The sequence below is a fragment of the Arthrobacter sp. NPDC080082 genome, assembly GCF_040686595.1.
Taxonomy (GTDB): Bacteria; Actinomycetota; Actinomycetes; order Actinomycetales; family Micrococcaceae; genus Arthrobacter.
The window spans coordinates 873617-897006 of record NZ_JBFBKQ010000001.1; the positions used below are offsets into that span (position 1 = coordinate 873617).

Below are 23390 nucleotides of genomic sequence, written 5' to 3' on the forward strand. Positions count from 1 at the left end.
GAAAGGTCCCCGCGCCGCCCCTGTGTTGCGCTCCCGGGCGCGCCGCCCGGCCCGCCCGGGAGGCGCCGGATCGTCCTAGATCAGCCCGTCGGAGAGGTGGTTTGCGGTGCCGAAGCGGTGCGCGGTGATGCTGACCGCCTGCTCGTGCAGGAACGGCAGCAGTTCAACGCGGCCGGCCTCGGTCACGGGGTGGGTGTAGACGGCCAGGTCCGGACGTCCGCCGGTGGCCTCGGCGAGGGCGACGGGGTCGCCGCCGATCAGGCGGATCCGCGGCACGGCGAGCTTCGGCGCGGCGGCAAGGCGCCCCGCCGAGGCCAGCCACGCGGCGTCGTCCTCCACCGTCGCCGAGATTCCCAGCCCGGCGAGCACGGCCTGCAGCTGGGCGGGCAGCGCCGCGGCGCTGGAAACCGTAAGGGTGGACCCGGCGCGGACGCCGGCGGCCAGCACGCGGACCAGCTCGGCGAGCGGGCTGCCCGCGGAGAGCCGGACCAGGACCGGCAGCGGCCGGTAGCGGAAGACGTTGCGCTCCGCGCTTAGCCCGGAGACGTCCTTGGCGGTGCCGAACTCGTCGAACCAGGCCTGCGCGTCGGAGGCGAGGGAACGCTGCAACGGGGCGACGTCGGCGGCGGCCAGGAAGCCCTTGGCGGCGTCCTCGATCCGCGCCACCTCGGGGCTCAGCGGGCCCGGGGCCGCGGTGGCTTCCGTACTGGCCCAGTCGCCCAGCCCGGCGAGGTAGTTGGGGCCGCCAGCCTTGGTCCCGGCGCCAACGGCCGACTTCTTCCAGCCGCCGAAGGGCTGGCGCTGCACGATCGCGCCGGTAATGCCGCGGTTGACGTAGAGGTTTCCCGCCTCGATGGTGTCCAGCCAGAGGGCCAGTTCATCCGAGTTCAGCGAGTGCAGCCCGGCGGTCAGGCCGTACTCGGTCTGGTTTTGGATGGCGATGGCCTCCTCCAGGGTGGCGGCGGTCATCACGCCCAGTACCGGCCCGAAGAACTCGGTGAGGTGGAAGTAGGAACCGCGCCGCACGCCGGAGCGGACGCCGGGGCTCCAGAGCTTCCCGGAGTCGTCGAGCTGCCGCGGTTCCACGGCCCAGGTCTCACCCTCGCCGAGCGTGGTCAGGGCGTTCAGGAGCTTGCCGCCGGCGGGTTCGATGATCGGGCCCATCTGGCTGGCGGGGTCCTCCGGGTAGCCGACCTTGAGGGAGGTGACGGCGTCGATCAGCTGGTTGTGGAAGCGCTTGGAAGTCGCGACGGAGCCCACCAGGATCACCAGCGACGCGGCCGAACACTTTTGGCCGGCGTGGCCGAACGCGGAGTAGGCCACGTCCTTGGCGGCCAAATCCAGGTCGGCGCTGGGGGTGACGATGATGGCGTTCTTGCCGCTGGTTTCGGCCAGCAACGGCAAGTCCTTGCGGAACGAGCGGAACAGTTCGGCCGTCTCGTAGCCGCCGGTAAGGATGACGCGGTCCACGGCCGGGTGGGAGATCAGCTGCGTTCCGAGCTCCCGTTCGCCCAGCTGCACCATGGTCAGCACGTCGCGGGGGACGCCGGCCTCCCAGAGCGCCTCGACCATGACGGCGCCGCTGCGGGCGGCCTGCTTGGCGGGCTTGATGACGACGGCGGAGCCGGCGGCCAGAGCGGCGAGCGTGGAGCCGGCGGGGATGGCAACCGGGAAGTTCCACGGCGGCGTCACGACGGTGAGCTTCGCGGGGACGAACGTGGCGCCGTCGACGTCGTCGAGCTTCCGCGCCGATTCGGCGTAGTAGTGGGCGAAGTCGACGGCCTCGCTGACCTCGGGGTCGCCCTGGTCGATGGTCTTGCCGGTCTCGCTGGCCATGACCTCGAGCAGTTCGGCCCGGCGGGCTTCCAGCGCGTCGCCGGCGCGGTGCAGGATCTCGGCCCGCTCGGCGCCGGAGAGGGCGCCCCAGGCCTTGCCCTTGGCGACAGCGGTGTCGATGACGGCGTTGAGGGTGTCCTCGTCGGTGATGGTGGCGGCCTCGACGGCGGCGTTGCCCAGGGTGGAGCCCGGCACGCGGTCCAGGATGGCGCGGCCCCAGTCGCGGTTGGCGGGCAGCGACGGGTCGGTGTCGGGGGTGTTCCGGAAACCCTCGCGCGGCATCGGTTCGGCCGGGAGGGCGCGGTTCTGACGGCGGTTCGGGGCCGGGACCTCCTCGTCGAGCGCGGCCAGGGAGGCCAGGAAGCGCTGCTTCTCCCGTTCGAAGAGCTGCTCGTTCTCGGAGAGTTCGAACACGGCGGACATGAAGTTGTCCTGGCTGGCGCCCTCCTCGAGCCGGCGGATCAGGTAGGCGATCGCGACGTCGAACTCGGCGGGGTGGACCACCGGGGTGTAGAGCAGGAGCGAACCGACGTCCTGCTTGACGGCCTCGGCCTGGCCCTGCGCCATGCCGAGCAGCATTTCGAATTCGATGCCCTGGTGCCCGGCGTCCGCGAGGCCGCGCTTCTTGGCCAGCAGCCAGGCGAAGGCGATGTCGAAGAGGTTGTGCCCGGCGACGCCGATCCGGACGTTGCGGATCCGGTCCCGGTGCAGTGAGTAGTTGATGACGCGCTTGTAGTTGGTGTCCGAGTCCTGCTTGGTGTTCCAGGTGGCCAGCGGCCAGTCGTGCAGGGAGGCCTCGACCTGTTCCATCGGCAGGTTGGCGCCCTTGACCACGCGGACCTTGATCGGGGCGCCACCGGTGGCGCGGCGCGCGGCGGCCCAGTCCTGCAGGCGGATCATGGCCGAGAGGGCATCCGGCAGGTAGGCCTGGAGCACGATGCCGGCCTCGAGGTTCTTGAACTCGGGCTTGTCCAGGATCCGGGTGAAGACCGCGATGGTCATGTCCAGGTCCTTGTACTCCTCCATGTCCAGGTTGATGAACTTGGCCTTGCCGCCGTTGGCCGCGAAGGACGCGGCGCGGGTGAAGAGCGGGGTGAGCTTCTCGACGACGTGCTCGACGGCCTCGTCGAAGGCCCAGGCGGAGTGCGGGGCGACCGTGGAGGAGACCTTGATCGAGACGTAGTCGACGTCGGGACGGGCCAGCAGCGCGTGCGTGCCCTTGAGCCGGCGGGAGGCCTCATGCTCGCCGAGCACGGCCTCGCCGAGGAGGTTGACGTTGAGCTTGATGCCGTCCTTGCGGATCTTGGCGATGGCCGGGCCCAGCTTGGCGTCGGTGGCGTCCACGATCAGGTGGCCGACCATCTCGCGGAGCACGCGGCGGGCCACCGGGATGACCACCTGCGGCAGGGCCGGCGCCATGGTTCCGCCGAGGCGGACGGCGGCGCGCATGTACCAGGGCAGGAAGGCGGGGACCTTGGGGGCCAGGGCGGCGAGGTTGCGGGCGGCGACGTGGAGGTCCTCGGGGCGGACGACGCCGTCGACGAACCCGACCGTGAAGCCGAGGCCGTTCGGGTCCTTCAGCACGCCGGCGAGCTGCTGGGCGGACGCGTCGACGGGAACCTTGGAGGCGGCGGTGAGCCAGCGGCGCACCAGCGCGATGCAGTCATCGGCCAGGGCCGCCGCTTCGGCGACTGTCGTGGCCGCGGCGGCGGTGACGGCGCCGGTTTCCGTGGAGGTGTGGGTCATGGTGGCACTCGGGCTTTCTCAAGATGTGGACGTTTCTTCCCATCAGTATGCGATTCGTATCACGTAAGATAAAGCGACGTTTTCTGAGGATTACTGGTTAGAAAAACCGCATCTTTGAGCCGCCCTCCCTCACCTCCTGCACTCCCCGTTCCGACGCTCCCTCACGTCCTGCCAACAACGACGGAACCCTCCCGCAGAAACTGCGGGAGGGTTCGCCGAAACTGAGGAAGCGTCCGCCAGCAACGCGCCGAAACTGCGGGAGGGTTCGCCGGAAGCGCGCCGGATCTGAGGGAGCGTCGGGTGTGGCGGCGAGGTGAAGGCGCCGCGGGTCAGCCGACGTGCCGGTGCTGTTCCACCGCCTCCTGGTGCCGCGGGCTCGCCGGGTTCATCAGCGAGTGCTTCCGGCCGTAGCCGAAGTAGATGCACAGACCCACCACTAGCCAGACGCCGAAGCGCAGCCAGGTCTCCCAGTGCAGCTGGGCCATCAGGAAGGCCGAGGCCAGCATGCCGAAGAGCGGCACCACGGGCATGAACGGTAAGCGGAAGGTGCGCGGGGCGTCCGGGCGCTTGTAGCGGAAGATGATCACCGAGAGGCAGACGACGACGAACGCGGCCAGGATGCCGATGTTGGTCAGGTCCGCCACGGCCTTGATCGGGAACACCCCGGCCAGCAGGGCGGAGGCGACGCCGGCGATCCAGGTGACCCGCTGAGGGGTGCCGTGCCGGTCCGTCTTGGCGAACCAGCCCGGGAGCAGGCCGTCGCGGCTCATGGAGAACCACACGCGGGTGACGCCGAGGAGGAACGTCAGCATCACGGTCAGGATCGAGAGCACGGCGAAAACGGAGATGATGGTGGCGATCACCGGCAGGCCCACACCGTTGAAGGCGGAGGCGAAGCCGGCCTTCGGATCAATGTCCTTGTAGTTCTGCATGCCGGTGAGGACCAGGGTGGCGGCGACGTAGAGCAGCATGGCGATAATCAGGGACAGCACGATCGCCTTGGGCATGTGCTTCTTGCCGTCGGTGGCTTCCTCCGCCGCGGTACTCATTGCGTCGTAGCCGAACACCGCGAAGAACACGGTGGCAGACCCGGCCAGCACCGGACCGAAGCCGCTGGGCATGAATGGGTTGTAGTTATTGGTGTTGATGTAGAAGATGCCCAGTCCGATGATGAATAGGATCAGGACCACCTTGATGGCAACGGCGATCAGCTCGAAGCGTCCGAAGGCCCGGGTGCCGCGGGACAGGATCCAGGTCACCAGCAGGCAGACCAGGATGGCGGGAATGTTCACCACGCCGCCCTTGCCCTCGTCCACGGTGGAGGTCATCCAGACCGGCATGTGGATCCCGATGCCGGAGAGGAAGGCGTCGAAGTAGCCGGAGATGCCGATCGCCACCACGGCCACGATGGCGATGTATTCCAGCAGCAGGTCCCAGCCGATGAACCAGCCGATCACCTCGCCGAGCGCCACGTAGCCGTAGGTGTAGGCGGAGCCCGCGCGCGGGATCATGCCGGCGAATTCGGCGTAGGACAAGGCGGCCGCCGCGGAGGCCAGGCCCGCGATCAGGAAGGAGAACAGCACCGCCGGCCCCACCCCGGGCTCGCTCTCGCTGCCGTGCGCCACGAGGCCGGCCAGGGAGAAGATGCCGACGCCGATGATGCCGCCCACGCCGATGGCCGTCAGTTGCCAGAGGCCCAGGCTCTTGAACAGGCCGCTGTGCTTGCTTTCTTCCTCGATGTCGTCGATCGGCTTGCGCCGCATGATCGATCTGGTCAGGTCGCTGGTGCTCATTCCGGTCTCCTGCGTCGGGTGGACCCCGCCCCCGCCGGCGGCGGGCACCCGTGGTGGGGGTCACATGATTGACCCAGTATGCAAGCCGGATCCCATTAGATAAAGTGACTTCTCCTAACCGATAAACATTAGAATTCACAAGGAATTGTCATGCTCGATGTCCGGCGGCTGCGGCTGCTGCGCGAACTCCAGATCCGCGGCACCCTGGCCGAGGTGGCCGAAGCGCTTCAGTACAGCCCGTCGTCGGTCTCCCAGCAACTGGCCCAGCTGGAGAAGGAAGCCGGCGTCGAACTGCTCCGCAAGACCGGCCGCCGGGTCCAGTTGACGCCGCAGGCGGAGGTCCTCGTGGCCCACACGGCCCAGCTGCTGGAGACGCTGGAACAGGCCGAGGCGGACCTTGCCGCCTCGCTGACCACCGTGACCGGCACCGTGCGGATCGCCGTTTTCCAGTCGGCCGCCCTGGCGCTGATGCCGGACGCCCTGACCCGGATGACCGAGAGCTATCCCGAGGTCCGGATCGAGATGACCCAGCGGGAACCGGAGACGGCGCTGCACGAGACCTGGGCTCGGGACTTCGACCTGGTCATCGCCGAGCAGTACCCCGGCCACGCCGCGCCCCACTACGCCGAACTGGACCGGGTCAGCCTGACCCGGGACGCCATCCGGCTGGCCGTTCCGCCGGCCGCTCCCGGCCGGCCCACGGCGGCCTCGCTCGCGGACACCGCCGGCATGCCGTGGGTGATGGAGCCGCGCGGCGCTGCGTCCCGGCACTGGGCGGAGCAGGCCTGCCGCAGCGCCGGCTTCGAACCCGACGTCCGCTTCGAGACCGCGGACCTGCAGGCACAGATCCGGCTGATCGAGTCGGGCAACGCGGTGGCACTGATGCCGGACCTGGTCTGGACCGGCCGGGGCACCACGGCCCGGCTGATTGAACTGCCGGGCCGGCCCTACCGGACGGTCTTCACCTCGGTCCGGCGCTCCAGCGCGAAGCGGCCGGCGATCCTGGCCGCCCGCGAGGTACTGGCGCGGACGGCGGCCTCGATCTCGCCGACGGAGTGAGCGGCGGCGGATACGAACCGCACGGCCACGGGGGTGTTCCCTGGCTCACAGCGGGTCAAGCGCCCCGGCGCTAGACTGAAGCTGTTATGAATCGCACAATGTTCAAGTCCAAAATCCACCGCGCCACGGTCACCCACGCGGACCTTCACTATGTCGGCTCGGTCACCGTGGACCTGGACCTGCTGGAAGCGGCGGACATCCTCCCGGGCGAGCTGGTGTCCATTGTCGACGTCACCAACGGCGCGCGGCTGGAGACCTACACCATCGCCGGCGAGCGCGGTTCGGGCGTCATCGGCATCAACGGGGCCGCCGCGCACCTGATGCACGAGAACGACATCGTCATCCTCATCACCTACGCCCAGATGACCACCGAGGAGGCCAAGGCCTTCACGCCCACCGTGGTCCACGTGGACCGGGACAACCGTGTGGTGCAGATCGGCAACGACCCCGCAGAAGGCCACACCGCCGGGATCCTCCGGCCGCCGCATGCGCTGAACAACGCCGCCCTGAGCTGAAGCCGCCCCGCCCCCTGACCCCGGAACCGGCCGGATGCTAGGCGTCCTGGCCGGCTTCTTCGTGGTCTGGTCGATCATCCTGGTCGGCATGGTCGTCGGCCGCCGCGGCATCCTCGGCGAGAACGCCCGCTCCGTCCTGAGCGCCCTGACCTTCTTTGTCGCCAGCCCCGCCCTGCTGTTCGAGACCCTCAGCAAGGCCAGGCTCAACGAGGTCTTCGCCGCCCCGCTGTTGGTCACCGCCGTCGGAGCCGTCGCCACCGCGGCGCTATATTTCGCGCTGGTCCGCTTTGTGCTCAAGCGGCCGCTGCCGGAGGCCCTGGTCTCCTCGATGAGCGCTTCCCTGGCCAACTCGGCCAACCTCGGCATCCCCATCGCCGTCTTCGTCCTCGGCAACGCCGGGTACGTCGCCCCGCTGCTGATCTTCCAGCTCGCGTTCTTCACGCCGCTGTTCCTGATCCTGCTGGATGCCACCACCAGCGGCCACCGGACCACGCCGCTGAGCTTTCTGCTGATGATCCTGCGCAACCCGATGATTGTCGGGTCCGCGCTCGGGTTGGTGGTGGCGGGTACCGGCGTGCAGATCCCGGAGCTGGTGCTGCAGCCCATCCATCTGATTGGCGGCGCCGCGATCCCCGCCATGCTGCTGGCCTTCGGCATGAGCCTGAACGGCTCGCGGCCCCTGCACGCCGCCGCGGGCCGCCGCGTGGACACGGTGCTGGCCAGCTGTTTCAAGCTCGTTGTGCACCCGGCGCTGGCGTTCCTCTTCGCCCGCTTCGCCCTCGGGCTGGACGGCCAGGCACTGTTCGCCGTCGTCGTCACCTCCGCGCTGCCCACCGCCCAGAACGTCTTCGTCGTCGCCACCCGCTACCGGACCGGCCTCACCGTCGCCAAGGACACCGTGCTGATCACCACGGTGGTGGCCGTCCCCGCCATGATCGGGGTGGCCCTGCTGCTGGCCTGAGCGGCGTGGCACCCCGGACGCCCGACCCGCCGCCACTAGGCTGGTGACGGCCTTTCGCGGCCACGCATCAGGCAGCACACCGGGGGAAGCAGGATCATGGGCAGGAACGACGACGGCGCACGCGCCGCAGCCAAGGGACGCCGCGGCGTCATCGACTGGATCGCCTGCGGGGTCGCGGGCCTGGTGCTGGTCTCCACCACCGCGTGCGGCGGGCCCGCCCCGGCGGCCGCCGACGCCGTCCCGGCAGCGGTCCACACGACAGCCGCCACCAGCGCTGCCCCCTCCCCGACCGCCACGCCGTCGCCGTCGGCGGACCCGGAGAACCCGCTGGACCCGGACACCGTCCCGGCGGTCGGCGCCTCAGGGGCCACGGCACCGCACGGACAGCCCGCCTTCGCCAGCAAGGCCCTGGACGTGCTCGCTACCCTGCCCGTCAAGGGCCGCGCACCCAAGACCGGGTACTCCCGCGACCAGTTCGGCCAGGCCTGGGCCGACGTCGACCGCAACGGCTGCGACACCCGCAACGACATCCTCCGCCATGACCTGACCGGAACCGCCCTCAAGCCGGGCACCCACGACTGTGTGGTCCTCTCCGGCACCCTGAACGACCCCTATACCGCGGCTGCCATCGCCTTCGTGCGCGGCAGCAGCACCAGCTCGGCGGTGCAGATCGACCACGTCGTGGCGCTCAGCGACGCCTGGCAGAAGGGCGCCCAGCAGCTCAGCCCCGCCCAGCGCCTCGCCCTCGCGAATGACCCGCTGAACCTCCTCGCCGTCGACGGCCCCACCAACACGAAGAAGAGCGACGGCGACGCCGCCACCTGGCTGCCGCCGAACAAGGCCTACCGCTGCGAGTACGTTGCCCGTCAGATCTCGGTCAAAGCCACCTACTCGCTCTGGGTCACCCAGGCCGAGCACGACGCCATGGCCCGGGTGCTGGGCGACTGCCCCGGCGCCCTGGCCCCGACGAACGAACAGGCGCCCGCCGCCGCCGCGGCACCGCCCGCCCAGGCAGCCCCGGCGCAGCCGGCTCCGGTGCAGGCAGCTCCCGCGCAGGCGCCCGCCGCCGCACCGGCCCCCGCCGCCGTCGTCCCCGCGGCCCCCGCCGCCGCATACTACGCCAACTGCGCGGCCGTGCGGGCCGCCGGCGCCGCTCCCCTCCGCCGCGGCCAGCCGGGGTACAGCAGCAAGCTGGACCGCGACGGCGACGGCATCGCCTGCGAATAACCGCCCGGCTGTCACACCCGGGGCGCCGGCGGTGTCTGGTGTGTAACAACGGTTCTTCGGACAGGAGTTAGACATGGCAGCACAGCGCGTTCTCATCCTCGGGGCCGGCTACGCCGGCGTCATGGCCGCCAACCGGCTCGCCGGCCGCTCCCCGGCGGCGCGGGTCACCGTGGTCAACCCGGCGGCGGACTTCATCGAGCGGATCCGGCTCCACCAGGTGGCCGCCGGGGCCAGGGCCTCGGCCGCCGTTCCGCTCGGGTCCCTCCTGAACCCGGCGGTGGAACTGACAGTCGACAGTGTGGTGCGGATCGACCCGGCCCGGCGGCTGGTACACCTCGCCGGCAGCCCGGCTCCCCTGGCCTACGACGCGCTGCTGTACGCCGTCGGCAGCGGCCACGCCCCGGCCGCACCCGGCACCGGGGACGACGCCGGCTGCGGCTTCGGTGTCCAGGACGCCCCTTCGGCCGCCCGGCTCCGGTCCCGGCTGCGCAGTCTGGCCCCCGGCAGCACCGTCAGCGTGGTGGGTGCCGGGCTGACCGGGCTCGAGCTGGTGACCGAAATCGCCGAAAGCCACCGGCACCTGCGCCTGCGCCTGCGCCTGATGACCCGCGGGGTGGTGGGCGGGGACCTGACGCCCTCCGGCGCGCGTGCGGTCCGGGCCCGGCTGGCCCGGCTCGACGTCGAGGTGGTGGAGAATACCGACGTGCGGTCCTGCGACGAGTCCACCCTCACCACCTCCGCCGGCGCGGTCCTGCCCTCGGCCTGCACCGTCCGGGCGGCCGGCTTCGCGGTGCCGCCCCTGGCGAGGGACAGCGGCCTGCCCACCGACCCGCACGGCCGGCTCCTGGTTGATTCCTCCCTCGCCTGCCCGGACCACCCGGGCATCTTCGGCGCCGGCGACGCCGCCAAGGTCGCCGGTCCGGAGGGCCTGCACCTACGGATGAGCTGCGCGTCGGCGCTGCCGCTGGGCGCCCAGGCCGCCGACGGCATCGCCGCCCACCTCGACGGCGGCGGGCCCTCCCCGGCGTCCGCCGGCTACCTGCTCCGCTGCATCAGCCTGGGCCGCGGCGCCGGCCTCATCCAGCCCGTCACCGCCGGGGACCACCCCCGCGGTCCGGTGCTCCGCGGCCCGCTGGCCGCGCTGGCCAAGGAACAGGTGTGCCGGATGACGGTGTCCTGGCTCCGGGTCGAGTCCCGCCGGCCCGGCTCCTTCAGCTGGCCCCGCGGGCCGAAGGCGGCGCTGCCCGAACACACCGCCGGGGTGCGGTAACGCCATGGACAGCCACCGGACCTTCGCCGAATACCGCCCGCTGCTGTTCACCATCGCCTACGAGATCACCGGTACGGCCGCGGACGCCGAGGACGTACTCCAGGAGAGCTACCTGAAGTGGTCCGCCGTGGATCCGGACGGCATCGACAACCCCCGGGCGTACCTGGCCACCATCGTCACCCGCCAGGCGCTGAACGCCCTGCGGAGCGCGCGGCGGCGCGAGGACTATGTCGGACCGTGGCTGCCGGAGCCGGTGGCCACCCTCCCGGATGTCGCGGACGACGCGGTCCTCGCCGACTCGCTCTCCTTCGCCATGCTCGTGGTGCTTGAAAGCCTCTCCCCGGACCAGCGGGCCGCCTTCATCCTCCGGGAGGTCTTCGACACTCCTTACGAGGAGATCGCCGGGGCGACGGGCAAGACGCCGGCCGCGGTCCGCCAATTGGTCCACCGCGCCAAGGAACACGTGGCCCGGCGCACCCCGCGCTACGACGTCGATGCCCGGGACCGGAAGGACGTCACTGACCGCTTCATCGCCGCCGCGATGGGCGGCGACGTGCAGGCCCTCATGGACGTCCTGGCCCCCGGCGCCGTCCTGCTCTCCGACGGCGGGGGCAAGGTCTCGGCCGCCCGCCGCCCGGTGGTGGGCGCGGAAAACATTGCCCGCTTCCTGCTCGGCCTCGCAGGCAAGCCGCTCCCGGACATGCGGGTGGAGCCCGCACTCCTGAACGCGATGCCCGCGATCGTCATCTCCAGCGGCGGCCGCGCGGACCTCGCCGTCGTGATCGAGGTCAACGGCGGGCACGTCACCGGGCTGTATTTGGTGCGCAATCCGGACAAGCTCGGCGCCGTCGCGTCGGTCCGGCACCTCGGCCGCTAACCCGGTAGCGCACCCTTCACCGTCCCGTGCTTACTCCGGGCGGACCTTCAGCATGTTCCCAGCGCGTAACAAAATGTGCTTTTTTGCCTGTTGACGTTCTTTATTGTGCGATTATGATGAATAATCATGTGAGCTGCTTCACACCACCCGCACTGTTTCAAAGGAGAAATCATGACCATGCACGAAGACGCTCTGCGCCGGGCCTCCAGCCAGGGCGGGTGGGACCGCCGGACGCTGCTGAAGACGTTCGGTGCCGGCGCCGTCGCCTTCGCCGGGGTGCCCCTGCTCAGCGCCTGCACCGGCGGCAGCGGACCCGCCGCCAGCGGCAACAAGACGGTCACCTTCGGTTCCGGTTCGTCCGACGAGGTGCCCAAGGCCGCGTACAAGGCCGTCACCGACGCGTTCACCAAGAAGTCCGGCATCGCCGTCACCACCAACACGGTTCCGCACAACGACTTCCAGAACAAGATCAACACCTACCTGCAGGGCAGCCCGGACGACACCTTCACCTGGTTCGCCGGCTACCGCATGCAGTACTACGCCGGCAAGGGCCTGCTCGCCCCGATCGACGACGTCTGGGAGAAGATCGGCGGCAACTACTCGGACGCCATGAAGAAGGCGTCCACCGGCGCCGACGGCAAGATGTACTTCGTCCCGAACTACAACTACCCGTGGGGCTTCTTCTACCGGAAGAGCCTCTGGGCCGAGAAGGGCTACGAGGTCCCCACCACGTACGACGCCCTCCTGGCCCTGTGCAAGAAGATGCAGGCGGACGGGCTCATCCCGATCGAATTCGCCGACAAGGACGGCTGGCCGGCCATGGGCACCTTCGACTACCTGAACATGCGCCTGAACGGCTACCAGTTCCACATGGACCTGACCGCGCACAAGGAATCCTGGGACCAGAAGAAGGTCAGTGACGTCTTCGACACCTGGAAGGCCATGCTGCCGTTCCAGAACCCGAACGCCCTTGGCATGACCTGGCAGGACTCCGCCAAGAACCTGGGCGACAAGAAGTCCGGCATGTACCTGCTCGGCTCCTTCCTTACCCAGCAGTACACGGACAAGACCGTGGCCGCGGACATCGACTTCTTCCCCTTCCCGGAACTGGCGATGGAAGGCCGCGACGCCGTCGAAGCCCCCATCGACGGCCTCCTGCTCTCCAAGAAGGGCGGCCAGAACCAGTCGGCCAAGGACTTCCTCGCCTACCTCGGCACCCCCGAGGGCCAGGACGTCTACGCCTCCGTGGACAGCTCCAACATCGCCACGGCCAAGGGCTCGGACACCTCGAAGTTCACGCCGCTGACCAAGAAGATGGCGGACGTGATCACCAACGCCAAGAGCATCAGCCAGTTCTTCGACCGTGACGCGCTCCCGGCCATGGCGAACAACGTCATGATCCCCGCGCTGCAGTCCTTCATCAAGGACGGCACCGTGGACGTCAAGAACCTGGAAGCCCAGGCCAAGTCCCTCTACGCCGCGCAGTAGCGCTGCCAGGGCCCTTTCATCGGCACTAAGGAAATGTTCTTGTGAGTACACCATCCAAAACGAGCCCCGCCGGGGCACGGCGTCCAGCCGCTGCCCGGGCGGGGCGGGTCCGCCGCCTTTCCGGCCGCGACAAGTGGATCCTGGCCTTCATGGTGGGACTTCCCACCCTGATCCAGCTGGTTCTGGTCTGGATCCCCACGCTGCTTTCGGCGGCCCTGTCCTTCACCCGGTGGAACGGCCTGAGCCTGGACGACATCAAGCCGGCGGGCGTCAGCAACTACGACTTCATCGCCCAGAACTACCCGCCGTTCTGGCCGGCCGTGCAGCACAACGTGCTGTGGCTGGTGTTCCTGGCCGTGATCGCCACCCCGCTGGGGCTTCTGCTGGCCATCCTGCTGGACCAGAACATCCGCGGCACCAGGATCTACCAGAGCATCTTCTTCACCCCGGTGATGCTCTCCCTGGCCCTGATCGGCGTCATCTGGCAGCTGTTCTACAACCGGGACAACGGTCTGTTGAACTTCCTGCTCGGCACCGCCGGCACGCCCCAGGCCGTCGACTGGTTCGGTGACTCCGGCGTGAACATCTGGGCCGCGCTGATCGCCGCGACCTGGCGCCACGCCGGCTACGTCATGATCCTCTACCTGGCCGGCCTCAAGGGTGTGGACCCCACGCTCCGCGAGGCGGCCCAGATCGACGGCGCCAACGCCGTGCAGACCTTCTTCCGGGTCATCTTCCCGGCGATGCGTCCGGTCAACGTCATCATCATCGTCATCACCGTGATCGAATCCCTCCGGGCCTTCGACATCGTCTACGTCATCAACCGCGGTACCAACGGCCTGGAACTGATCAGCGCCCTGGTGATCCAGAACCTCGTCGGCGAGGGCCAGGTGATCGGCGTCGGCTCGGCCCTGGCCGTCATCCTGCTGGTCATCTCGCTGGTACCCATCACGTTCTACCTGTCCCGGGCCTTTGGAAAGGACAAAGAGGCATGAGCATCGCACAGCCTACGGACGCACGCCCGGCGGGCCGGGCACCGTCACGGCGCGGCGCCGCCGCCGGAACCGGGAGCCAGAGCGCCGGCAAGCGCAACAAGCCCCGCTTCGGCCTCCACATCTTCCTGAGCGTGCTCGCGGTGATGTGGCTGATCCCCCTGGCCTGGACCGTCTTCACCGCACTCCGGCCGAAGGCGGACACGGACAAGTACGGCTACTTCAGCTTCGGCGGGTCCTTCAACTTCGACAACTTCGTCCAGGCCTGGACCCAGGGCGGCTTCGCCCAGTACGCCTGGAACTCGGCCCTGATCACCATCCCCTCCGTCATCCTGGTGCTCTTCTTCGCCTCCATGATGGCGTTCGCGGTCAGCCGGGTCAGCTGGAAATTCAACGTCACCCTGCTGATCATGTTCACCGCCGGCAACCTGCTCCCCCCGCAGGTCCTCGCCGCCCCGCTGTTCGAGATGTTCAAGCTCCTCCCGCTGCCCTACAGCGTCAGCGACTCCGGCAGCCTGCTCAACACCTACATCAGCGTGATCGCCGTGGACACCGCCTTCCAGATCGGCTTCGTGACCTTCGTGCTCTCGAACTACATGAAGGCCCTCTCCCCGGAACTGACCGAGGCCGCCCTGGTGGACGGCGCCGGCATCTGGCGCCAGTACTGGGAAATCATCCTCCCGCTGTGCCGGCCGGCCCTGGCCGCCATGGGCACTCTGGAAGTCATCTTCATCTACAACGACTTCTTCTGGCCGCTGCTGTTCCTGCAGAGCGGTGACCGGCTGCCCCTGACCACCGCCGTGAACAACCTGCAGGGCCAGTTCCTCTCCAACTACAACCTCATCGCCGCCGGCGCCATGATCACTGCCATCCCCGCCCTGGTGATCTACCTCCTGCTCCAGCGGCACTTCGTAGCCGGCCTGACCCTCGGCTCCAGCAAAGGATAATTGTGGACAAAAGCACCAAGCCCCCCAGGGCCTCGATGGACTACATCACCGCCCGCCTCGGCTCCGAGGGCGCCCCGCAGCTGGCCTTCGGCGGCGACTACAACCCGGAGCAGTGGCCGGAGGAGACCTGGGCCGAGGACGTCGCCCTGATGCGCGAGGCCGGCGTGAACCTGGTCAGCGTCGGCATCTTCAGCTGGTCCCTGCTGGAGCCCTCCGAGGGCGAGTACGAGTTCGGCTGGCTGGACCGGGTCCTGGACCTGCTGCACGAGAACGGCATCCGGGTGGACCTGGCCAACGCCACTGCCTCCCCGCCGCCGTGGTTCAGCCACAAATACCCGGAGTCCCTGCCCGTGACGGCCGACGGCGTGCGGCACAGCTACGGTTCCCGGCAGGCGTTCGCCGCCTCCAGCCCGGACTACCGCCGCGCCGCCGCCGCCCTGACCGAGCAGATCGCCACCCGTTACAAGGACCACCCCGCCGTCGTCATGTGGCACGTGCACAACGAGTACGGCTGCCACAACCAGCCCGACTACTCCGACGGCGCCGCCGCCGGTTTCAGGGTCTGGCTGAAGAACCGCTACGGCACCCTGGACGGGCTCAACGCCGCCTGGGGCACCGCGTTCTGGTCCCAGCGCTATTACGACTGGGAGGAGATCCTGCCGCCGCGTACCTCCGGGACCTGGGTCAACCCCACCCAGCAGCTGGACTTCGCCCGGTACTCCTCCGACGAACTGCTCGAGTGCTACAAGGCCGAGGCGGAGATCATCCGCTCCCACTCGGAGCACCCGGTCACCACCAACTTCATGGGCTTCAACATGGGCCTGCACCAGCCGGTGGACTACTGGCGCTGGTCCGAGCAGATGGACGTGGTCTCCAACGACCACTACCTGATCGCCGAAGACCTGCGGAACTACCAGGAGCTCGCGGCGACGGCGGACCTCACCCGCGGCTGGGCGCAAGGCAAGCCCTGGCTGCTGATGGAACACTCGACGTCGGCGGTCAACTGGCAGCCGCGCAACATCGCCAAGGCGCCCGGAGAAATGCTGCGCAACTCGATGCAGCACGTGGCCCGCGGCTCCGACGGCGCCCTGTTCTTCCAGTGGCGCGCCTCCCGCGCCGGGGCCGAAAAGTTCCACTCCGGCCTGCTACCGCACGCCGGGACGGAGACCAAGGTCTGGCGCGAGGTGGTCCGGCTCGGCCAGGCCCTGCGCAGCCTGGCCGAGATCGCCGGCTCCACCGTCACCGGAGCCTCCGGCCGGGTGGACGTCGCGATCGTGCACGACACCGACGCCCGCTGGGCCTCGGAACTCGACTCGCACCCCAGCGTGGACGCCTCCAACATCGCCGAGACCCGCCGCTGGCACGACGCCTTCTACCGGGTCGGGATCCCCACCGACTTCGTCCGCAGCACCGACGACCTCTCCGGCTACCGGCTGGTCATCGCCCCTATGCAGTACCTCATCACCGACGAGGGCGCCGCCAACCTGGACGGCTTCGTCCGCGCCGGCGGCCACCTGGTGGTGTCCTACTTCTCCGGTATCGTGGACGAAAATGACCACATCAGGCTTGGCGGCTACCCCGGCGCGTTCCGCGAACTGCTCGGCGTGCAGATGGAGGAATTCTTCCCGCTCCGCGCCGGCGAGAGCGTCCCGCTCAGCCGCTTCGGCGCCGGCACGTACTGGAACGAACTGGGCCACGCCACCACCGCCGACGTACTCTCCGCCGTCGCCCACGGCCCGGCGGCCGGATCCCCCGCGGTGACCCGCAACGTCGCCGGCAAGGGACGGGCCTACTACGCCGCCACCACCCTTACCCCCGAGGGGCTGCGGGAACTGCTCGCCGTCGTCTGCCCCGACGCCGGCGTCGCTCCCCTGGTCCCGGACCTCCCGGCCGACGTCGAGGTGGTCCGCCGGGCCAAGGACGGCACGCACTGGACGTTCTGCATCAACCACTCTGACCGGGACGTGCACCTGCCGCTGGAAGGCTACGACGTCCTGGCCGACGCCGGGCTCGACGGCGGCCTGGGGCTCCCGGCCGGAGGCGTCGCCGTCGTCCGTTCCACCTCCCGGCAGTAGCCGCACCCGCCGGCCACTTCACCCGACAACGCATAGAAGGACTCCCGATGCTCGCCGCAGCCCGTCACTCAGCCATCCTCGCCGAGGTTCAGCGCGAGCGGATCGTCCGCGTCGCGGACCTCGCCAAGATGCTGGGCGTCTCGCTGATGACGGTGCGGCGGGACATCGAGGCCCTCGACGCGGCCGGCGCGGTGGAGAAGATCCACGGCGGCGCGAAGCTCCCCGGCGGGGCCAGCACCCACGAGCCGGGTTTCGAGCTGAAAATGACCCAGCTCAAGGACGAAAAGATGGCCATCGCCCAGGAGGCGGCGGCCCAGGTCCGGGAGGGGATGGCGGTGGGCCTCAGCGCCGGCACCACCACCTGGGCGCTGGCGCAGCTGCTCACGGCCGGGCCGCAGATCACCCTGGTGACCAATTCGGTGCGGATCGCGGACACGTTCCACCAGAGTTCCTCCCCGTCCACGGTGATCCTCACCGGGGGCCAGCGCACCCCCTCGGACGCCCTGGTGGGGCCGCTGGCCACTTCCTCGCTCCGGCAGCTGCACCTGGACGTGCTCTTCCTGGGCGTCCACGGGGTGGACCCGGATGCCGGGTTCACCACGCCGAATGTGCTGGAAGCCGAAACGGACCGGGCCTTCGTGGCCGCGGCCCGGCGGGTGGTGGTCCTGGCCGACCACACCAAGTGGGGCACCCTGGGCATCAGCACCATTGCCGCCCTCGAGGACGCCGACGAACTGATCAGCGACGACCTCCTGGGCATCGAGGCCCGGCGCATCCTCGGCGAGCGCGTGGGCCGGTTGCGGCTGGCCCCCACGCACACCGCCGGCGCGGCCACCGGCTGAGCCGCTCCCCCCATCCCCTACCCGACGCCCTCCCCCTAAATCCCCGAACCTGACGACGCCTGGAGCTGCAGTGAACAACCCGGACCTGAACCTTGCCCCGGAGAGCCGGACCCCGGCCACTCCGGCGGCGCCCGCGCCGCTGTACCTGCGCCGCTCCGGCACCGCCCTGCTGCTGGACTTCCGCACCGGCGAGCCTGCCCTGCTGCACTTCGGCGCGGACCTCGGCCCTGAGCTGCCGGACCTGACGCTCCTGACGGACCCGGTGCCGCACTCGGCCCTGGACGTGCCGGTGACCCTGGGCCTGGTCCCGCAGGCCTCCTCCGGCTGGCGCGGCCGGCCCGGCCTGCGCGGCCACCGCGGGGGCACCGCGTTCTCGCCCCGGCTGCGGCTGGTCTCCGTGGACGCCGGCCCCGGCGACGACGCCTCCGCGGTCCTCACCCAGGCCGACCCGGACGCAGGAATCACCGTGCGCACCGAACTCCGGCTCAACGACGGCGGGCTGCTGCAGCTGCGCCACACCCTGGTCAACGACGGCGGCTCCCCCTACACCGTGGAGGAACTTGCCGCGGTGCTGCCCGTGGGCCGCGCGGCCGCGGAGGTCCTGGACCTCACCGGCCGCTGGTGCCGGGAATCCCACCCGCAGCGGCTCCCCCTGCACCAGGGCACCTGGGTCCGCTCCGGCCGGCACGGCCGCACCGGCCACGACGCCTCGCTGCTCCTGGCCGCCGGCACCCCCGGCTTCGGCTACCGGCACGGGCAGGTCTGGGCCGTGCACCTGGGCTGGAGCGGCAACCACGAGAGCTTCGTGGACACCACCGGCGACGGCCGCACCGTGATCGGCGCCTCCGAGCTCCTCGGATCGTCCGAGGTCACCCTCGCCCCGGGTGAGAGCTACGAGACCCCGTGGTTGTTCGCCGCCTACTCCGACGCCGGCCTGGACGGCATCACCGCCGCGTTCTACGCCTGGTTCCGCGCCCGCCCGCACCACCCCACCGCCGGCAAGCCCCGGCCCGTGGTGCTCAACGTCTGGGAGGCCGTCTACTTCGACCACCGGCTGCCGGCCCTGCTGGACCTTGCCGCCACCGCCGCCGCGCTCGGCGTGGAACGCTACGTCCTCGACGACGGCTGGTTCCGCGGCCGCCGGAACGACACCGCGGGCCTTGGCGACTGGTACGTGGACGAGGATCTCTGGCCGGACGGGCTGACCCCGCTGATCGACGCCGTCACCGGACACGGCATGGAATTTGGTCTCTGGGTGGAACCGGAAATGGTCAACGAGGACTCTGACCTGGCCCGCGCGCACGCCGACTGGATCGCCGGACCCGCCACCGGCGGTTCCGGAAACGGTCCGGCCGGCCGGCTGCCCGAGCGCTGGCGGCACCAGCAGGTCCTGGACCTGGTGAACCCCGAGGCTTGGCAGTACATCTACGACCGGCTCCACGCCCTGCTGAGCGGGAACCGGATCAGTTACCTCAAGTGGGACCAGAACCGGGACCTGACCGAGATGGGACACGACGGCCGGCCCTCCGTCCACGCCCAGACCCGCGCGGTCTACCGGCTGCTGGACGCCCTGCGCGCGGCCCACCCGGATGTGGAGATCGAAAGCTGCTCCTCCGGCGGCGCCCGCGTGGACCTGGGCATCCTGGAACGCACCGACCGGGTCTGGGGATCGGACTGCAACGACGCCCTGGAGCGCCAGACCATCCAGCGCTGGACCGGGATGGTGGTCCCGCCCGAGCTGGTGGGCTCCCACATCGGTCCCACCCGCAGCCACACCACGGCCCGCACCCACGACCTGTCCTTCCGCGCGGTCACCGCCATGTTCGGCCACTTCGGCCTGGAATGGGACATCCGGCACCTCGCAACCGCCGAGCGGGACGAACTGGCCGGGGCGATCGCCCTGTTCAAGGAGTACCGGGGGCTGCTGCACAGCGGCCGGATGGTCCGGGCGGACGAACCGGACCCGGCGCTGCGGCTGCACGGGGTGGTGGCGCACGACGGCGGGGAGGCCCTGTTCGCCTTGGTGTCCGTGGCCACCTCGTTCGCCGAGACCCCCGGCCGGGTGTGCCTGCCGGGCCTGGACCCGGACACCCGGTACCGGGTCGAGGCGGTCTACCCCGCCGCGACTGACCGCGGCGCCTACCTCCAGACCGCACCGCCGGGCTGGCTGGCCGGCGGCGTGGAGGCCGCCGGACGTTTCCTGGCCGGATCGGGCCTGCCGATGCCGGTCCTGAACCCGGAGCACGGCGTGCTCCTGTCCGTCCGCCGGGCCGGCGGCGGCGCACCCCACAGCGGCACCCCGGTAAGGAACTCCTAGCATGGAACAGATCACCAAACGCGCCTACAAGCTCTCCGACGGGCGGGACCTGATCTACTTCGACGACGCGGACACCACGCTGCCGCCGGACCGCGGCCCGGACCTGCGCGAACCCATGGACCGGCCGGAAACCGCCGCCATGCGACAGGACGTGCTGACCGGCGAGTGGATCTCCATCGCGGCGGCCCGGCAGAACCGCGTGGTCCTGCCGCCCACCCACCGGGACCCGCTGGCCCCGGCGTCGCGGGACAACCCCTCCGAGATCCCCAGCCGCTACGACGTCGCCGTCTTCGAGAACAAGTCCCCCTCCTTCGGCCCGGCCCTCACCGGCCCGGACGCCCCCGAAGGGCTGGAGGACCTGGCCCGGATCGGCCTGGGCCGCAGCCGGCAGGCGGTGGGCCGCTGCGAGGTGGTCTGCTTCTCCCCCGAGCACACCGGGTCCCTCGCCCGCCTGTCCCGGTCCCGGATGCGGACCGTGGTGGAAGCCTGGGCGGACCGCACCTCCGCGCTCTCCGCGCTCCCCGGCGTCGAACAGGTCTTCCCGTTCGAAAACCGCGGCGAGGCGATCGGCGTGACCCTGCACCACCCGCACGGCCAGATCTACGCCTACCCGTACATCACCCCCCGCACCTCCCAGCTGATCCGCACCCTGGCGGACTACGAGGGCTCCCTCTTCGAGGACATCCTCGCCTTCGAACAGAACTCCGAGCGGGTGCTGCTGCAGGGTGAGCACTGGACGGCGTTCGTGCCGTTCGCGGCGCGCTGGCCCTTGGAGGTCCACATCCTCCCGCACCGGCACGTCCCCGACCTCGCCGCCACCACCGATGCCGAACGCGACGAATTCGCCGGCCTCTACGGGCGGCTGCTGCGCGGCGTCGATGCCCTGTACGACACGCCAACCCCGTACATTTCGGCGTGGCACCAGGCCCCGGTCAACGCCCACCGGGACGACATCCGGCTGATGCTGCAACTGACCTCGCCCCGGCGGGAGAAGAACAAGCTGAAGTACCTGGCCGGGTCGGAGGCCGCCATGGGCGCGTTCATCGCTGACATCCCCCCGGAAACCGCCGCGGCCCGGCTGCGCGAGGCCATCGCCACCGCCGACGCCGCCACCGGCATCCCCACCACGTAGCAGGAAGAACCACCCGCCATGACTGAACTCTCCCAGCAGGGACGCGACTACTTCGCCGGCCAGTTCGGCCACCAACCCGAGGGGGTCTGGTCCGCCCCGGGCCGCGTGAACCTCATCGGCGAGCACACCGACTACAACGACGGCTTCGCCTTCCCCATCGCGATCGAGAAGCGCGCGGCCGTCGCCGCGTCCCGCCGGGAGGACCGGCGGCTGCGGGTGGCCAGCGACTCCTTCCCCGGCGTCGTCGACGTCGGACTCGACGGCCTGGACCCGGACGCGCTGCAGGGCTGGTCCGGCTACCCCCTTGGCGTCGCCTGGGCCATGGCGGAGGCGCTGCGGAGCGCAGGCCGCGACGTCGCGCAGCTGCCCGGCGTGGACCTTGCGCTCACCTCCGACGTTCCCGCCGGCGCCGGCCTCTCCTCCTCCGCCGCGGTCGAATGTTCCGTGGCACTGGCCCTGAACGAGCTCTGGGACGCGGGCCTGGACCGGCAGGAGCTCGCCCGGATCGGCCAGCTCGCGGAGAACCGCGTGGTCGGGGCACCCACCGGCATCATGGACCAGTCCGCCTCGCTGCTGGGCGAACCGGACCACGGCATCCTGCTGGACTGCCAGAGCCTGGTGACCGAGATCGTCCCGCTCGGGTTCGAGTCCGCCGGCGTGGGCCTGCTGGTCATCGACACCCGCACCAGCCACTCACACTCCGACGGCGGCTACGCCAGCCGCCGCCGCTCCTGCGAGGAGGGCGCGGAGGCGATGGGCGTACGCAGCCTGCGCGGCCTGGGTCCGGAAGACCTGCCCCGCGCCGAGGCCACCCTGGAGCCGGTGACGTTCCGCCGGGTCCGGCACATCATCACCGAGAACCAGCGGGTCCTGGACACGGTGGCCACCCTGCGCAGCCACGGCGCCGCCGCCATCGGCCCGTTCCTGAACGCCTCGCACGTCTCCATGCGGGACGACTTCGAGATCTCCACCCCGGAACTGGACCTAGCGGTCTCCACCGCCCAGTCCCTCGGGGCGATCGGCGCGCGGATGACCGGCGGCGGGTTCGGCGGGGCGGCCATCGCCCTGGTCCGGGACGCCGACGCCGAGACCGTCGCCCGCGGCGTGCTCGAGGCCTTCGACAAGGCGGGCTTCACCCACCCCCCGCACATCTTCCCGGTCACCGCGGCCGAGGGCGCCCGGCGCGAGCCGGCGTTCGAGGAGGCCTAGGGTTAGACCCGGGCCAGCCCGGCGACCTCGGCCAGCAGTTCAACGGACCGCAGCCGGTCCTCGACCCGGGGGCTCTGGTGCGCCACGATCAGCTCGTCGGCGTCGGCGTGCTTCGTGAAGCCGTCCAGGTACTCCATGACAGCGTCGGAGGTGCCGACGGCGGAGTACTTCATCATCTGTGCCATGTGCTGGCCCTGCGGGGAGTCCAGGATCATGTCCGCCTCATCGTCGCTAAAGACCCGGCCGTTGCCGAAGAACAGGGACACCCGGGCGCGTTTGGTGGCCTGGAGCATCTCCTGCGCGTCGGAGGCGGAGTCCGCGGCGATCACGTTCACGGCGGCGATCACGTGCGGGGCGTCCAGCTGCTCGGAGGGCCGGAACTCGCGGCGGTAGATGGCGACGGCGTCCTGCAGCGCGTTCGGCGCGAAGTGCGAGGCGAACGCATAGGGCAGGCCCAGCTGCGCGGCCAGGCGGGCGCCGAAGAGGGACGAGCCCAGGATGTACAGCGGGACGTTGGTGCCCTTGCCCGGGATGGCCTCCACGCCCTGGATCCGGCTGTTGCCGGTGAGGTAGCCCTGCAGCTCCAGCACGTCCTGCGGGAAGCTGTCGGCGCTCATCGGGTCGCGGCGCAGCGCCCGCATGGTGTTCTGGTCGCTGCCGGGGGCACGGCCCAGGCCCAGGTCGATCCGGCCCGGGTGCAGCGTCTCCAGGGTGCCGAACTGCTCGGCGATGGTCAGCGGAGAGTGGTTCGGCAGCATGACGCCGCCGGCGCCAAGCCGGATGCTCTTGGTCTGCGACGCCACATGGGCGATCAGGACGCTGGTCGCGGAGGAGGCGATCGTGGACATGTTGTGGTGCTCGGCGTACCAGATGCGGCGGTAGCCCAGCTCCTCGGCCCGCTGCGCCATGGCAACGCTGCCGGCGAAGCTCTCTGCCGCCGTCTGGCCCTTGCCGATGATTGCGAGGTCAAGGATGGAAAGCGGAACAGTCACGGAAAAGCCGGCCTTTCGTAGCGGAAAGTGTGGGAAGTGCGGTGTGAGGAATGCCGGGCCGTCCTGCGGCCGGGCGCCTACAGGTGGCAACGACGGCGGTGCCCGTCTTATT

The 23390-nt window shown here is 70.2% G+C and carries 17 protein-coding genes; 14 read left to right on the forward strand and 3 right to left on the reverse strand.

Going from position 1 to position 23390, the window contains the following annotated elements; all coding sequences use genetic code 11:
* Positions 1 to 75 precede the first annotated feature (75 nt).
* Both AB0O44_RS04150 and AB0O44_RS04155 read right to left on the reverse strand, forming a co-directional pair.
* Complete coding sequence (locus AB0O44_RS04150) at positions 76 to 3582, reverse strand: bifunctional proline dehydrogenase/L-glutamate gamma-semialdehyde dehydrogenase (protein WP_364134553.1); 3507 nt, start codon at positions 3580 to 3582, stop codon at positions 76 to 78.
* A 329-nt stretch (positions 3583 to 3911) separates the two neighbouring features.
* Positions 3912 to 5375 (reverse strand): amino acid permease, encoded by a 1464-nt coding sequence (locus AB0O44_RS04155; RefSeq protein WP_290256436.1) that lies wholly within the window; start codon positions 5373 to 5375, stop codon positions 3912 to 3914.
* Between the two features lie 150 nt (positions 5376 to 5525).
* Here AB0O44_RS04155 and AB0O44_RS04160 point away from each other — a divergent pair, with 150 nt between their 5' ends.
* The 14 genes from AB0O44_RS04160 to galK all read left to right on the forward strand — a co-directional run bounded on the left by AB0O44_RS04160 (position 5526) and on the right by galK (position 22286).
* On the forward strand, positions 5526 to 6434 hold the full coding sequence (locus AB0O44_RS04160) for a LysR family transcriptional regulator (RefSeq protein ID WP_364134556.1): 909 nt from the start codon (positions 5526 to 5528) through the stop codon (positions 6432 to 6434).
* A gap of 86 nt (positions 6435 to 6520) precedes the next feature.
* Positions 6521 to 6949: an aspartate 1-decarboxylase gene (gene panD, locus AB0O44_RS04165; protein WP_364134559.1), complete on the forward strand. Its 429-nt coding sequence runs from the start codon at positions 6521 to 6523 to the stop codon at positions 6947 to 6949.
* A 34-nt stretch (positions 6950 to 6983) separates the two neighbouring features.
* On the forward strand, positions 6984 to 7910 hold the full coding sequence (locus AB0O44_RS04170) for an AEC family transporter (protein WP_364134562.1): 927 nt from the start codon (positions 6984 to 6986) through the stop codon (positions 7908 to 7910).
* A 96-nt stretch (positions 7911 to 8006) separates the two neighbouring features.
* Complete coding sequence (locus tag AB0O44_RS04175; RefSeq protein ID WP_364134565.1) at positions 8007 to 9137, forward strand: DUF1524 domain-containing protein; 1131 nt, start codon at positions 8007 to 8009, stop codon at positions 9135 to 9137.
* A gap of 73 nt (positions 9138 to 9210) precedes the next feature.
* Positions 9211 to 10407 carry an FAD-dependent oxidoreductase gene (locus AB0O44_RS04180; RefSeq protein ID WP_364134568.1) on the forward strand — a complete coding sequence of 399 codons (1197 nt, stop codon included), beginning with the start codon at positions 9211 to 9213 and terminating at the stop codon, positions 10405 to 10407.
* Between the two features lie 4 nt (positions 10408 to 10411).
* Entirely contained in the window at positions 10412 to 11284 is an 873-nt protein-coding gene (locus AB0O44_RS04185; protein WP_364134571.1) for an RNA polymerase sigma-70 factor, read from the forward strand.
* A 171-nt stretch (positions 11285 to 11455) separates the two neighbouring features.
* Positions 11456 to 12772 (forward strand): ABC transporter substrate-binding protein, encoded by a 1317-nt coding sequence (locus AB0O44_RS04190; protein WP_364134574.1) that lies wholly within the window; start codon positions 11456 to 11458, stop codon positions 12770 to 12772.
* A gap of 41 nt (positions 12773 to 12813) precedes the next feature.
* Positions 12814 to 13767: a sugar ABC transporter permease gene (locus AB0O44_RS04195; RefSeq protein WP_290256444.1), complete on the forward strand. Its 954-nt coding sequence runs from the start codon at positions 12814 to 12816 to the stop codon at positions 13765 to 13767.
* Complete coding sequence (locus AB0O44_RS04200; RefSeq protein WP_364134578.1) at positions 13764 to 14711, forward strand: carbohydrate ABC transporter permease; 948 nt, start codon at positions 13764 to 13766, stop codon at positions 14709 to 14711. The genes AB0O44_RS04195 and AB0O44_RS04200 overlap by 4 nt, the downstream gene beginning before the upstream one ends.
* Positions 14712 to 14713: 2 nt before the next feature.
* Positions 14714 to 16786 (forward strand): beta-galactosidase, encoded by a 2073-nt coding sequence (locus AB0O44_RS04205; protein WP_364134581.1) that lies wholly within the window; start codon positions 14714 to 14716, stop codon positions 16784 to 16786.
* Between the two features lie 47 nt (positions 16787 to 16833).
* Positions 16834 to 17628: a DeoR/GlpR family DNA-binding transcription regulator gene (locus tag AB0O44_RS04210; protein ID WP_290256447.1), complete on the forward strand. Its 795-nt coding sequence runs from the start codon at positions 16834 to 16836 to the stop codon at positions 17626 to 17628.
* Between the two features lie 85 nt (positions 17629 to 17713).
* Positions 17714 to 19945, forward strand: coding sequence for an alpha-galactosidase (locus AB0O44_RS04215; RefSeq protein ID WP_364134702.1), 2232 nt, complete (start codon positions 17714 to 17716; stop codon positions 19943 to 19945).
* A gap of 1 nt (position 19946) precedes the next feature.
* Complete coding sequence (galT, locus tag AB0O44_RS04220) at positions 19947 to 21077, forward strand: galactose-1-phosphate uridylyltransferase (protein ID WP_364134585.1); 1131 nt, start codon at positions 19947 to 19949, stop codon at positions 21075 to 21077.
* Positions 21078 to 21095: 18 nt separating this feature from the next.
* Positions 21096 to 22286: a galactokinase gene (gene galK, locus AB0O44_RS04225; RefSeq protein WP_364134588.1), complete on the forward strand. Its 1191-nt coding sequence runs from the start codon at positions 21096 to 21098 to the stop codon at positions 22284 to 22286.
* A gap of 2 nt (positions 22287 to 22288) precedes the next feature.
* Here the strand turns inward: galK and AB0O44_RS04230 are convergent, their stop codons facing one another.
* Positions 22289 to 23278: an LLM class flavin-dependent oxidoreductase gene (locus tag AB0O44_RS04230; RefSeq protein ID WP_364134591.1), complete on the reverse strand. Its 990-nt coding sequence runs from the start codon at positions 23276 to 23278 to the stop codon at positions 22289 to 22291.
* Positions 23279 to 23390 lie beyond the last annotated feature (112 nt).

Excerpts from the sequence above, each read along its gene's own strand:
- AB0O44_RS04175 (WP_364134565.1), top strand. The coding sequence starts at position 8,007 with ATGGGCAGGAACGACGACGGCGCACGCGCCGCAGCCAAGGGACGCCGC.
- AB0O44_RS04155 (WP_290256436.1), bottom strand. The coding sequence starts at position 5,375 with ATGAGCACCAGCGACCTGACCAGATCGATCATGCGGCGCAAGCCGATC.
- AB0O44_RS04185 (WP_364134571.1), top strand. The coding sequence starts at position 10,412 with ATGGACAGCCACCGGACCTTCGCCGAATACCGCCCGCTGCTGTTCACC.
- AB0O44_RS04180 (WP_364134568.1), top strand. The coding sequence starts at position 9,211 with ATGGCAGCACAGCGCGTTCTCATCCTCGGGGCCGGCTACGCCGGCGTC.
- panD (WP_364134559.1), top strand. The coding sequence starts at position 6,521 with ATGAATCGCACAATGTTCAAGTCCAAAATCCACCGCGCCACGGTCACC.
- AB0O44_RS04200 (WP_364134578.1), top strand. The coding sequence starts at position 13,764 with ATGAGCATCGCACAGCCTACGGACGCACGCCCGGCGGGCCGGGCACCG.
- AB0O44_RS04190 (WP_364134574.1), top strand. The coding sequence starts at position 11,456 with ATGACCATGCACGAAGACGCTCTGCGCCGGGCCTCCAGCCAGGGCGGG.
- AB0O44_RS04210 (WP_290256447.1), top strand. The coding sequence starts at position 16,834 with ATGCTCGCCGCAGCCCGTCACTCAGCCATCCTCGCCGAGGTTCAGCGC.
- AB0O44_RS04150 (WP_364134553.1), bottom strand. The coding sequence starts at position 3,582 with ATGACCCACACCTCCACGGAAACCGGCGCCGTCACCGCCGCCGCGGCC.
- galK (WP_364134588.1), top strand. The coding sequence starts at position 21,096 with ATGACTGAACTCTCCCAGCAGGGACGCGACTACTTCGCCGGCCAGTTC.
- galT (WP_364134585.1), top strand. The coding sequence starts at position 19,947 with ATGGAACAGATCACCAAACGCGCCTACAAGCTCTCCGACGGGCGGGAC.
- AB0O44_RS04170 (WP_364134562.1), top strand. The coding sequence starts at position 6,984 with ATGCTAGGCGTCCTGGCCGGCTTCTTCGTGGTCTGGTCGATCATCCTG.
- AB0O44_RS04160 (WP_364134556.1), top strand. The coding sequence starts at position 5,526 with ATGCTCGATGTCCGGCGGCTGCGGCTGCTGCGCGAACTCCAGATCCGC.